Here is a 12,042-nt window from a genome sequence, read left to right on the forward strand (position 1 = left end):
GGAGAAGCTATGGATTTTCCACGGTGGATGCAACGAGCGATTCAAGCAAGGCTGGATGAGGTGACTGCCCGGATCGAACATGATCCTGAACTGAGTCGAGTACGTCGGGGAACAGACGAAGCGCTTGAAGTTTTGTTTGCAGGTAAGGATGTCGAGCAGACACCTGAATATATCGAGTGGGAGAATCGTTATATTGTCAGAAAAGGCATAGAAAATGAGAGGTTGTATATGCAGGGACTACGAGATGGTATTCAGCTCACAGTATCCTTGCTGGGTCAGTCGATGCCAGAGGAGACCGATACTTAGGCTTGATCCACTAAGCGAACCCATAAGTCAGGGGAAGCTACCTCAAACTTAACTTAAAAACCGGAGCCGAAGCGTGAATCTATCGCTTTGGCTCCTGTTTTAATGCTCTACTTTTCCAAATTCTAAATTAAGGAAAGGAGGACTTAGTGTATGTGTTAAGCTTAAAAAAACAAGGGTAGAAGAGAGGTATGGATATTATGAAAAAAAGATCTAAATACTTAATCGTGCTTTTTATGTTTATTGCGATTGTATCTATTCTGTTTTTTTTAAATACCAACAAAAATGAAGCTAATGGGCCAGTGGTTAATGGAAATATTATTCAAGTCAAAAACTTTGATCTGGATGCCAAATCAACGAATTTAAAGACAATGACAGAAGGAACGATATTTGTTGAGGGTGAGAAGGAGCATATTGATCATATCAAAATAGTAGCACATGTAGAGATTGACCCCGCTGACTGGGGAGTGTTGCATTTTATATCCCTGATCAATGGAGTGTCTCCAGCATCACTAGCAGTTATCCTGAAAATCAATCGAAGTTAAAGCCCGCTGAGTATATATCCACTTGGATGAATTCTTCTGATGACTCTTCATGGCGCACGATGATTGAGATTGGGAGAGAACGAAATTACATAGCAAATGGCGGAGGTACTGGAACGATTGTGATCGAGTTAAGTCCAGATCAAAAGGGAATGTCCCCCTCTGAGTCATTAAAAATTGGTATTGAGGTCGGATCAGAAGAGAAAAATGGAAACCGAATTATGGGTACGGATTCTGTTAAAGTTGCTGTATTTTGAAGTATTTAATCGTGATTGTTTTATTTAGGAAATGAAAACTGTACAGACCTATGATAAGTCAAATATAAAAGAGAAATATGGAAATTAAACTTTGGAGGTGCTGACATGAAAAAGTGGATAATAGCAGGAGTTATAGCTGTGATGGGGGTTAGCATTTTTTTTGGATATAAGCATTTAAATGCACAAGAACTACGTCCAGATGCAGATTACCACAATTACGCTCTTTCTGAGATAGAATCATTAGCTACTGTCATTGTGGAGGCTGATTGGGAAGAGGAAACGAATTCAATCGTTGAATTAGATCAAAAGGATAAGTATCCATTGGACACACGTACATTTTCAAATATAAAAGTGAAGAAAGTATACAAGGGTGAAGTGAAGGAGGGGGAGGAACTAAACGTAGTTGAATACTATGCCAAGTGGAGAGATGTGGCAGGTGCATATGTAAAATATCCAAATGAATTGTATCAACCTTTAACGTCGGGTAAAAACTATCTATTGTTTTTATATCAAAGTCCAGAGGAACCTTCAGGTTCATATGAGATCATCGGCAACCATCAGGGTAAATATGTTTACCCGGAAAGTCAAAGTAATATGAGTATTCAATCCACTAATGATCTGGATATTGCCGAAAAAGATGAACATTATTCTGCCTTATATAACGAGGTAAGTGAAAAGTATTTTAAGTAGCACAATGGATATTATTTGAATTACAGAGGGAAACGACCCTGATCTACACTTAAAAACCCGAGCCGAAGCTTGAATACCTCGCTTCGGCTCGGGTTTTAATGCTCTACTTTCCCCAAATCCAATTCTTACTTCGCACTCACTGACTTAAACCAATCATTCACTTCTTGCGTGATCTGATCTCCGCCATTGGATTTCCAGTTGGCGACGAATTGGTCAAAGGCATCAATTGGCAGATTGCCGTAGATGATTTTGTTGAAGGTTTCCATCTCAGACTGACGGAGCAGGTTCCATTTGGATACCATGGTTGGTGTTGCAGCGCCAGTGAAATAGTTTTGTTTACGGACGTCGATCTGGGACATAACGACTTTACCTGCATACCAGTTTTCCGGTTTGCGGAATTCGGCCATTTGTTTCTCGTACGGTGTTTCAGGCTTCTCGCCGTTGGCCAGCTTCACGAGTGTTTTCATGTACAGATCCGGGATACGTGCTGGGCCGGTCAGGAACGGGAATTCGTTGGAGAAGTCTTTGATCTTCTCTTTGTCACTGGTCGGTTGTCCGTCAATGATATCCCAGTCGTAACCTTTGGCGAAGCCGTATTCATACTCACTGCCCGCTTTCGGGTTCGCAAGATTATCCAGCAGGTAGTTGTAGTACAGGAAGATGGCTTCTGGATGCTTCGCATCCTTGTTAATCATGATACTTGCGTTGACACCAGAGTTCTGCCACTTCGTACCGATCTTGCCGTCTGGGCCAGCTGGAACAGGGTAAGCTTTATACTTAGAGCCAGGTACGTTCTTCAGCAGGTCAGGTGCAGGCCAGTCAGGTACCCAGTTTGCGCCAGGCAGAATGCCTGCTTTGCCAGCTGTCCAGCTTTCAGCGGATTTGCCTTCGTCCCACAGAGCGGAGTCAGCGTGGATATAACCTTTATCCATCCATTCAGCCAGCTTGGCTAGGGCTTGTTTGGCTCCCGGGTTAACGGAGCCGTACTCGAGGTTGCCATTCGCGTCTTTGTTCCATTGCTCCTCGATTGTACCGTATGCACCGAACAACCAGTCGAGCTGACCCATCCAGGTGTTGGTGTTATTTTTCAGCGAGATCGCCAGCGGGAATACTTTGTCTGGAGACAGACCGTCCGGGTTCTCGTTCTTGAATTTGTCCATGATGTTCTCAAGGTCTGCGATGGTTTTCGGAGCTTCCAGGTTCAGCTTCTCCATCCAGTCCTCGCGGAGCCAGAGCAGTGTATCGTCGTTATCGGTGTACTCCATGATCGGCATGTTGTATTTCTTGCCGTCCTTGGTGAACGGATACCACAGTTCAGGATGTGCTGCTGCGTGATCTTTCAGGGTCTGACTCGCGTACTTGTCGAACAACTCATCGATGGCGATGAATTGACCGGAGTCGATCAGCTGATTGGTCAGTACCGCATTGGTGGGTACGGTGACGAAATCAGGCAGCTTCTCGCCAGAGGCGATCGCCAGTTGCAGCTTTTGTCTGTATTGATCGTCATTGGCCGGATACCAGGTATCTTTATGTTTCATACCCAGCGTTTCGAGCATCCAGCGATCGTGCACGTTATTTTCTTTGGTATCCCCTTGCACGTATTTCTTCGGCATTAATACCGAACTGAACTCGATGGGTGGGTCATATTTTCCTTTGGCAAAAGCAGCTTCTGCTTCCGCTGAGCCGACAGTTCCCGGCGTATTATCGGTACCATTGTCACTGGCTGTCTCGCCACTGCCGCACGCAGTGATCGTGATGAGCGCGATAACCATGAGCAGTGACCACCATGTTTTAAATTTGATCATTGTTCAGTCCCCCTACGGTGTATGATCTTTACAATGTAACTGTACCAATTTGGGCGGGAGGGCATCTATATGAGTTTGTTAGTTTCCATAGGACTCTATTAGTGAATGTTCAAATGAAGTTCAAAAAATTCGGTTTTCAGTACCGAGAAGATGGGATAAAGCTAGAAATGGAGTAGCGGAGCGTAGGCAAACTACGTGAGCAACGGACATTTCGGCTGAATTCCATATTCGATGCTGATGATGCCGTGAGGCATCCTTCGTAATCAAAAGCGGATTTTTTGAACAACCTCTAAGATGTTATTTGTGCTGGTCTCTGTATTCTTGCGGCGTAACGCCGAATTGACGCTTGAACACTTTGATAAAATAAGCCGGGTCCATATAACCAATCTCCATGCTGATTTCATATACTTTTTTGGTGGTCGTCACCAGCTTGTGACAGGCCCGATCCATACGCAGGCGCGAGATATAATCACTGATGCCTTCGCCCGTTTCGATCTTATAGATCTTGGACAGGTGGGTTGGGTGCAGATTGACATGGTCAGCCAATACACGCAAAGAGACATCCAGATGCAGGTTCTTATCTGTAAAATCCTGAATCTTCTTCACATAATCCGAACGAATATCCTTGATCTCATTGGATGTGCCTTCCTTGAGTTTACCGAGCACGCTGAGCGACCATTTCCGCAGTTTGCTGATGGTAGCGAAGACTTCGCCACTTTGTAAATCCTCGACATCATTTCCCATTAAAGTGGTCAGGGTCAGCTTGTTTCGGTGAGCAATATTAGTGAATGAAGCTGTAATAAGAAAACCTGCCTCCATGCAATGTTCCCAGGATTCCGACCATTTCTCATCCAACTCGGCGCAGACTGCGAGGATTTTCTCTTCGGCGGCATCCCACTGTCCACTTTCCAACAGGCTAATGAAGGTGGGCGGGGTGTACAACACGTCGAGTGGACCTTGCGCTGCAGGCGTCTCGACATCGCTCACACGCATGACAAATTCGCGTTCGTCGCCAACGATCTGCCGGAAATAGGCCGAAGCCTGACGGAAGCGATCGTAAATCTGTTCCGGGAAGGTGAACCACTCGGTGATAACGATGGAGAGGGAGCCTTTCAGAAACTGTTTTACTTTGGATTGAAGCTGAATCGATAGCTTCTCCAGCATGGTTTCTTTGCCAATATCGCCTTTCCGTTCTTTCAACTGAAGCAAAAACACCAGATATCCGTGTTCCTCCTTCACGCCCCACACTTCCATAAACTCACCCATAATCTCTTCCGCCATGTTGATGATCGCATATTCGATCAGGGTCTGATCATTGCTGTCATAGTGTCCGAATTCTTCTTCCAAACGAACCAACATTAATGCGGCATCCCCGGTGTGAAAAGGGAGATCATAATTGGCGAGCTTCCGCTCCCATTCGGCAGCGGCGATTCGTTGTCCCTGCAACGCCCCAAGGAGCAGTCGTCCTCGTAAATGGGGGAGATTCTCTCGCAACGTAAACTGCGTTCGTGTCAGTGAACTGACCAGTTCCCATTCATTGTTCAATTGATCAATGGCCTTCTGAACAGCACCCATTAGTTCATCGTCAGTGGGCGGCTTCAACAAATAGTCTACGGCTTCGAACTGGATCGCTTTTTTGGCGTAATCGAATTCGGAATACCCGGATAACAGGATGCATTTAATTTTTTTGTCCCGTATGCGGATACGTTCGATTAGTTCTATACCTGTCATTTCGGGCATCTGTATATCCGAGATCACGATATCAATAGGGTGGGTGTCAATCATTTGTAGTGCTTCGTGGGCCGAGTAGGCTTTATGCACATGTTCAATCCCCAGCGTATGCCAGGGTTTGGTCATGGACAGGTTATCGACCCAGTGTGCTTCATCGTCTACGATCATCATGTGCATGTTTGTATTGTCTCCTTGGTGGTTGAACGCAGACATATGTACACTTGCCACTCCGATGACAGAATAACCTTCCGATCGCTGTTACCCCCAGATTTATTGATTGATTTTTTAAACGTGTAAATCTGGGGATAAAGGCGAGCACTCCGTTTCTTCAGGTTTTTTCTGTCCTCTGCGTTATCGTGTACATGATCTTGTTCAAAATTAAATCTCAATTTATTGGTTGTATTAACTTTAACTCTTAGAAGAATCTCCTCGCTCCGTATCCTCTTTTGATATCTCCCAGATAATTTCGGTTCGGAATCCGCCAAGTGGGGAGGGGCCGAATAGGAGGTAGGAATGGCTTCCGAATGTGTGCATGATTCGTTGATTCGTATTCCAGAGGCCGCAGCCCATTTCTTCTTGTAAAGGTTCCTGCATCTTCAAGTTCAGCGCTTCGTACTGTTCGGGGCTTAGGCCGGGTCCGTCGTCGTCGATGTATATTCTGCCAAAACCATTCTTGCGCTCCCCGGTAATTCGGATTTCCCCGGATGAATAGGACTTCGCCACACCGTGTATGACGGAATTCTCGACCATCGGTTGAAGCATTAATCGCGGCACCGATTGGGCAAGCATGTCCTCAGGAATATCAATGTGATATTCAATTCGGCCATTGCGCAGCTTCTGGATATCCAGATAGTTGATCAGCAGCTTGATCTCTTCCTGAAGCGACGATGTCTCCTTTTCCATACGGGTGGTATAGCGATAATACGCACTTAGGTTATGCGCCATGGAGACGACGGCTTGCTCGTCCTTCATCTGAGCCATGTTGATGATATAACCAAGACAATTATATAGGAAATGCGGATTAATCTGCGCTTGTAATTGCTTCAGCGTAGCTTCCCTGGCTCTAATTTTCTCATGGAACACATTCTCGATCAGATCCTGAATCTGATGGGACATATCGTTGAATCGGCGGAACAGGAATGAGAATTCATTCTGGTTTTTGCTATGCAGTCGAACAGAATAATCGCCCTGCTCTACGCGGCGTAAACCTTTGATCAGCTGTTTGATCGGATACTGGACATTCCGGTACAGCAGGATGGAAGCCGAGATGCCCACAACGAGTAGCAAAATCATACTGGTGTAGAACAGATTCTGACTGAGCGAGATGGGTTTCAAAATCTGATACAGCGGGATGACGTCAACCAGATGCCAATCCAGATAGGTAGACTTCACGGAGCTAACCAGATATTTCTTTCCGTTTAGTTCGACCACGTCCTGTGTAGTATCCTCTGGCGAGTGTGTATCCAGATACTGGGTGAGTGCTGCGGATAATTGCTTGTCCGCGCTGCGATTCAGAATGGGTGCATTTCCTTTGTGATATAAGAAAGGATCGCCTTGTCCACCTGCTTTATACGTATCCAGCATATTCTGAATATTCTCATAGCTGAAGCTGGCTTCAATCACCAGATTGCTTCCCGTGAGCATTCCTGGTTGGGCAAGGGAGTCCGTATAGAACCAATAGAAGGATTTCATCTCATCCTGTGATTCCGCACTTTGATCCCCATAGGTCCATTGTCCGCTCATATTTTTTTTCAAATAGGCCTCATCATATCCGGTAGTTCGGTTGTAGTTGGCGATGACATCCTCATTCTGCTGTGAATACACCGCATATCGGGTAGGCCATATATCGGTAACGCTCGTCTGAAGCGTCATCTTCTCCTGAATCACATAACGGGTCTGCATCCGGTCATATCGATCATCCCACATGTTCAGGCCGTTGAAGGCTCTGACATTGGGATCTCGGGAGAGAATCAGGCTGAAATCCATCATCTGATTGATGCGGGAGTCGATCTGACTGGACAAGAACGTGAGCTGTTTCGTGTTGGAGATTTGCAGTTCTTTGCTGACGACATCATAGGTGACGTTATTCGAGTAGGTGTACATGATCAGAATGGGGATGAATAAGACCACAATTAACAGATTTATTTTGGCGAATAGACTGAATCGGGATCTGGTTTTATTTTGAAAAGGCATGAAGCGCTTCCATATATACATAAAAAGTCTCCTTTTAATTCGTGTGTAAACAACTGTTTCTAGGATGGCCCTAACAAAACACTATCAAGCCTAACAATGTTATATAGCAGACCTCAGTATGGCTTGATACTATTTATATCAGAGAACCCCATCACACACAAAAACTTTTTTTGGGAACAGGAGCAGTGCTATGGAGGCTAAATTGGAGGGTAAGCGGGTCCCGCAGGCAAACGTTGGGAACAAGCTGGAGAAAAAGAGAAAAAGACGCTATAAACAGCCATGGATTCTGCACTTCATGGTGTTGCCGGCAGCCATTATGGTCTTTATATTTTCATACATTCCGATGTCCGGGATTTTGATGGCATTTCAGGATTATAAACCTGCACTGGGATTTTTCAATTCCGAATGGGTAGGACTGAAGCACTTCAGGTATATGTGGGAAAATGATTATTTCCTGCAAATTACGTGGAACACGCTATTTTTTGCCTGTACGAAGATTGTCATGAATCTGATCATTCCGTTTGTCTTCGCCTTATTGCTCAACGAGGTACGGAAGATGGCGCTGAAAAGAACGATTCAGACGCTCGTGTATCTGCCACACTTTCTGTCTTGGGTAACGTTATCCGGTATCCTGATCGACATTCTGGCCCAGACGGGTATTGTCAATCAGTTCCTGGTATCCGTATTCGGCATCAAGCCGATCTTCTTCCTGGGGGATGGCAGCTGGTTCCGGTTCACGATTATCGCAAGTGATGTCTGGAAAGAGTTTGGATTCAACACGATCATCTTCCTTGCGGCATTGTCCGGCATTAACCCGGCACTTTATGAAGCGGCTGAAGTGGATGGCGCAGGACGCTGGAAGCAAACGATGTATATTACCATCCCGGCACTTATTCCGATTGGGATCGTCATCGCGACCCTGGCACTGGGGAACGTGCTTAACGCCAACTTTGACCAGATCTTTAACTTATATAGCCCGTTGATTTACCAACAAGGTGATATTATCGATACGTTTGTGTATAGAGAAGGTCTGCTTAGTGGGCAGTTCAGTTTCGCTACCGCTGTGAATCTGTTCAAATCGGTCATCAGCCTGATCCTGATTGTGATCTCGTACCGACTGGCTTACCGATTCGCCGGATACCGAATTTTCTAGAGAGGAGGACGAACGAATGTATCATAAAACGATGCCTTACCGCATATTCAGCATATTCAACAATGTGTTACTGACCCTGCTTTCACTGCTCTGCTTGCTGCCTTTGTATCACTTGCTCATGGTATCTCTTAGCGCATCTGCACCTGCGAATGCTGGTCTCGTCACGTTCTGGCCGATTGGATTTACATTGGAGGCGTATGCAAAAACATTTGCCAATACCAACTTCCTCTCCTCCTTATGGGTATCCGTGGAGCGGACCGTACTCGGTACAGGGCTTGCGTTAATCGTCAATACACTTGCAGCCTATGCGCTGTCCAAGGAGACGCGGGTGTTCCGCGCACGTAACATCTATCTGTGGTATTTTGTCATCACGATGCTGTTCAGCGGTGGCCTCATTCCGGGGTATATCCTGATTCTGAAGCTGGGTCTGATGAACACATTGCTGGCCTTGATCCTGCCGGGATTGGTTGCGGTGTTCAACATCATTCTATTGCTGAATTTCTTCCGTACCGTTCCGAAGGATCTGGAGGAAGCTGCATTTATTGATGGGGCAGGTCACTTGCAGACGTTTATCAAAATCTATCTGCCGGTCTCCGTACCTGTTATTGCAACGGTTTCACTCTTCATGATGGTTGGGCATTGGAACGCATACTTTGATGGGATTATCTACATCCGTGATGCGGAAAAGCTGCCACTCGCGACATTCATGCAGACGATCATCGTGCAGGCCGATATGTCGAAGCTTGATCCGGAAGCGGTGAAGAACCTGTCCCAACGGACGATTCGGGCTTCGCAGATCTTTATCAGTGCACTTCCGATCTTGTTAGTGTATCCGTTCCTGCAACGTTACTTTGTAACGGGGATTGTGGTTGGTGCTGTTAAGGAGTAGGGAACGTAAATGTAAACATGTGTTGCTCAACTGAAAGGAATGTATTATGAAAAAGGAGTTACTGAACTGGGGAAGGCCAGGGAGGTGGCTTCTTTTTGTGTAAATATTTTCAATCCTATTAATTTGTTGTAAGATAGTACCAATCTATTATGGAAGTGAGGTTAATCGTGTTGCTACCTCCATATGTTATAGACCTCTAGGTACGTTACTACTCATACCTTATTTTAGGTAAATCTAAAGTCCGTGCCGGGGATCTTATTGTTCAAAGATAACGACGAAATGCAAGTATGGGAAATGCAACAGCTAGACAAGGACCTGGATCCATGGAAGAGAATAAAAAGAGATTTCGATCCCAGAATCAAGAAATTAAATGAGTATCGAAATCACAGAAAAACCAAGTATTATTATCATAACGAGGTTAAGTACATTCGAAGACTCACTCAAAGAAGTTTTCGAAAACAATTTAAAAAGAACATGGTTCATGAAGAATTTTATCGTCCAGTACCTCATGATTATCGTACGTATGGGTGGTTGTCTTACTAAGTTGTCTTACTTAAGTGAAAAGAGAGAAGAAATTCTCTCTTTTTCTTTTGAATGGAGACTTGATAAGAGACGAGCACAGGCAATTACAGGCGATTTAGAAAGACATAGACAGTTGACACGGAGGAGTGAAAAATTATGATTGACAAAGAATATTATGCAAAGCTTAGTCAAAATGCCCAAGAGAATTATACATTTTTCAAGGAAGAGGCTGAAGCATCGCTACATAGAAGAGAATATACCACCAGCAAGTGTTATGACATTTCTCCATATTGGTTTGAACGCCAAGGTGAAATTTCTGGAGATATTTCAGATAAAGAGACGAATACATATTATGGGTTTGATAAGCATGGCAACAAAAGGATCTCGGCTTGTGATGATTTAATTGAAGGGTATGCTTATACTGCATATGAAGAAAATAAAAAAACTACCAGAACGTATGTCAATGGAATTTTGGATTCCATCAAAGAGTACTTGTTGCAAGATGGATTGATCGATCGGTCTGTGGAATATTTCCCTCGATTCGATAAATTAGTGGTTGAAGACTATATCTATGAGGGGACCATTTTGGTTCAAATATATCAACCTCAATATGAAAATAATGCTTATTTTAATCATCTTCTTCGAACCTATTTCGAATATGATGAGCAAGGCAATCTACTGCGAGTGTTAGATGGGACCAAAGGTGTTATCTATGTAAGGATGCCATATGAGGAAGTCTTAATACTCAGAGAAACGGTAAAAGAGGAACTCATTCTAGCCTTAAAAGAAATTATTAGCGATCTTTATGAGAATCAATCAGACAAAGAGTATTGTTTTATGTCGATCTACTTGCATGATGAAGTGCATACGGTATACTCACCTATTTTCCATCCTGGCTTGCAAGAAGTAAGAGAGGAGCAAATAGAAGTAAAAGATAATGATGAGGAAGAATATTATTACACGATCTGGAATTCAGGAGATCATCCGATGAACGATCAACAGGAACTTACGGATCAATATTTAATTCAGAAACTTCGAACTCTTATTATGTATTGGCGTAGCAACGGAGATTGGTGGGAGGAAGGCAAGAACTTGTGGAAAGAAGTCGCGTATACCCTTAATGAAAAGACGAATTGGTCCGATTACTCCATACTGACAGAAAACTTTGTTGTGTTCGTCGAATGGGAAGCGATGGATGTTATGAATGGAGATTTGCAAGAAAGCATCCCTCCAGCTAAGTTAGAAGTTTTACAATCTGAAGGCTTAGCGCCAATTATTAAACTCCATCCAATTCACAAGTAGAAAGTTGAGAGAAAGAATATGATTACTAAATATGAATCTGAGCAAAAAAAGAGAAGCTGCTTAACAAGATTAAATCGTTAAGAGACAACTGAATAATTAACAATGGACGAACACCTAAAGTGGGCATCCATTGTTAATTATATCTTCGTTAACTAATGATCTAGATCAGACTTATTCATTCGTAATATTTATCGTTTCATCAGTGATCGTTTTTCCATCACTCCCCAATGCTTGAACTACTAAACGATTGTGTAATGACTTACCCGCAATATTCCACGTTATATTCCAACCATCGCTCCCACTGGTATCGTACCCAATTAGTTCTCTTTCTCCCCAAGTCTCTGTCCCAGTTGGAACGGACCAGAAAAGAAGTGTTTCCGTGTTTGTCGTCTCTACAGTGACTGTTATTTCAGAACTGTTTGCAGGGACTACGACCCAACCTTCTTTTTCAGGAAAGTTAGTCTTAATACTCGCGATCATAGGTGCAGACTCTTTTCTTTGAACATTTTCAGTCTCATGATTTTTCCTAGAGTCTTCTGAAGTACATGCAGTGAGAAGAAGAAGGAAAAAAAGAAGCAGGTAGAATGCTTTTTTTGTCATTATCATCACCTCCTTCTATAATTTTCTACGAATAAACTATATTATAGAAAAAAAT

Annotated in this window: 10 protein-coding genes; 6 read left to right on the forward strand and 4 right to left on the reverse strand. The window is 43.9% G+C overall.

Annotated features, from left to right (window positions below):
• The first annotated feature begins 9 nt into the window (after window positions 1–9).
• From NLBNIHML_RS25255 to NLBNIHML_RS25265, 3 genes are all read left to right on the forward strand, one after another.
• On the forward strand, window positions 10–306 hold the full coding sequence (locus tag NLBNIHML_RS25255; RefSeq protein ID WP_494353062.1) for a hypothetical protein: 297 nt from the start codon (window positions 10–12) through the stop codon (window positions 304–306).
• Window positions 307–503: 197 nt separating this feature from the next.
• Window positions 504–848 (forward strand): hypothetical protein, encoded by a 345-nt coding sequence (locus NLBNIHML_RS25260; RefSeq protein WP_494353063.1) that lies wholly within the window; start codon window positions 504–506, stop codon window positions 846–848.
• A gap of 359 nt (window positions 849–1,207) precedes the next feature.
• Window positions 1,208–1,792, forward strand: coding sequence for a hypothetical protein (locus tag NLBNIHML_RS25265; protein ID WP_494353064.1), 585 nt, complete (start codon window positions 1,208–1,210; stop codon window positions 1,790–1,792).
• A 125-nt stretch (window positions 1,793–1,917) separates the two neighbouring features.
• Here the strand turns inward: NLBNIHML_RS25265 and NLBNIHML_RS25270 are convergent, their stop codons facing one another.
• The 3 genes from NLBNIHML_RS25270 to NLBNIHML_RS25280 all read right to left on the reverse strand — a co-directional run bounded on the left by NLBNIHML_RS25270 (window position 1,918) and on the right by NLBNIHML_RS25280 (window position 7,542).
• Window positions 1,918–3,597 (reverse strand): type 2 periplasmic-binding domain-containing protein, encoded by a 1,680-nt coding sequence (locus NLBNIHML_RS25270; RefSeq protein ID WP_100529643.1) that lies wholly within the window; start codon window positions 3,595–3,597, stop codon window positions 1,918–1,920.
• 297 nt (window positions 3,598–3,894) lie between these two features.
• Window positions 3,895–5,505 (reverse strand): response regulator transcription factor, encoded by a 1,611-nt coding sequence (locus NLBNIHML_RS25275; protein WP_342572282.1) that lies wholly within the window; start codon window positions 5,503–5,505, stop codon window positions 3,895–3,897.
• A 231-nt stretch (window positions 5,506–5,736) separates the two neighbouring features.
• Entirely contained in the window at window positions 5,737–7,542 is a 1,806-nt protein-coding gene (locus NLBNIHML_RS25280) for a sensor histidine kinase (RefSeq protein ID WP_494353065.1), read from the reverse strand.
• Between the two features lie 274 nt (window positions 7,543–7,816).
• Here NLBNIHML_RS25280 and NLBNIHML_RS25285 point away from each other — a divergent pair, with 274 nt between their 5' ends.
• The 3 genes from NLBNIHML_RS25285 to NLBNIHML_RS25295 all read left to right on the forward strand — a co-directional run bounded on the left by NLBNIHML_RS25285 (window position 7,817) and on the right by NLBNIHML_RS25295 (window position 11,387).
• On the forward strand, window positions 7,817–8,674 hold the full coding sequence (locus tag NLBNIHML_RS25285; RefSeq protein WP_179086446.1) for an ABC transporter permease: 858 nt from the start codon (window positions 7,817–7,819) through the stop codon (window positions 8,672–8,674).
• 16 nt (window positions 8,675–8,690) lie between these two features.
• Window positions 8,691–9,563, forward strand: a complete 873-nt coding sequence (locus tag NLBNIHML_RS25290; protein ID WP_253432288.1) for a carbohydrate ABC transporter permease — start codon at window positions 8,691–8,693, stop codon at window positions 9,561–9,563.
• A 678-nt stretch (window positions 9,564–10,241) separates the two neighbouring features.
• Entirely contained in the window at window positions 10,242–11,387 is a 1,146-nt protein-coding gene (locus NLBNIHML_RS25295) for a hypothetical protein (RefSeq protein ID WP_494353066.1), read from the forward strand.
• A gap of 171 nt (window positions 11,388–11,558) precedes the next feature.
• Here the strand turns inward: NLBNIHML_RS25295 and NLBNIHML_RS25300 are convergent, their stop codons facing one another.
• Entirely contained in the window at window positions 11,559–11,987 is a 429-nt protein-coding gene (locus NLBNIHML_RS25300) for a hypothetical protein (protein ID WP_494353067.1), read from the reverse strand.
• Between the last annotated feature and the right edge of the window lie 55 nt (window positions 11,988–12,042).

It is taken from the genome of Paenibacillus sp. JNU01, assembly GCF_059130585.1.

What these genes read in the sequence shown, in the direction of transcription:
- NLBNIHML_RS25255 (WP_494353062.1), top strand. Translation starts at nt 10, where the DNA reads ATGGATTTTCCACGGTGGATGCAACGAGCGATTCAAGCAAGGCTGGAT.
- NLBNIHML_RS25260 (WP_494353063.1), top strand. Translation starts at nt 504, where the DNA reads ATGAAAAAAAGATCTAAATACTTAATCGTGCTTTTTATGTTTATTGCG.
- NLBNIHML_RS25265 (WP_494353064.1), top strand. Translation starts at nt 1,208, where the DNA reads ATGAAAAAGTGGATAATAGCAGGAGTTATAGCTGTGATGGGGGTTAGC.
- NLBNIHML_RS25270 (WP_100529643.1), bottom strand. Translation starts at nt 3,597, where the DNA reads ATGATCAAATTTAAAACATGGTGGTCACTGCTCATGGTTATCGCGCTC.
- NLBNIHML_RS25275 (WP_342572282.1), bottom strand. Translation starts at nt 5,505, where the DNA reads ATGCACATGATGATCGTAGACGATGAAGCACACTGGGTCGATAACCTG.
- NLBNIHML_RS25280 (WP_494353065.1), bottom strand. Translation starts at nt 7,542, where the DNA reads ATGTATATATGGAAGCGCTTCATGCCTTTTCAAAATAAAACCAGATCC.
- NLBNIHML_RS25285 (WP_179086446.1), top strand. Translation starts at nt 7,817, where the DNA reads ATGGTGTTGCCGGCAGCCATTATGGTCTTTATATTTTCATACATTCCG.
- NLBNIHML_RS25290 (WP_253432288.1), top strand. Translation starts at nt 8,691, where the DNA reads ATGTATCATAAAACGATGCCTTACCGCATATTCAGCATATTCAACAAT.
- NLBNIHML_RS25295 (WP_494353066.1), top strand. Translation starts at nt 10,242, where the DNA reads ATGATTGACAAAGAATATTATGCAAAGCTTAGTCAAAATGCCCAAGAG.
- NLBNIHML_RS25300 (WP_494353067.1), bottom strand. Translation starts at nt 11,987, where the DNA reads ATGACAAAAAAAGCATTCTACCTGCTTCTTTTTTTCCTTCTTCTTCTC.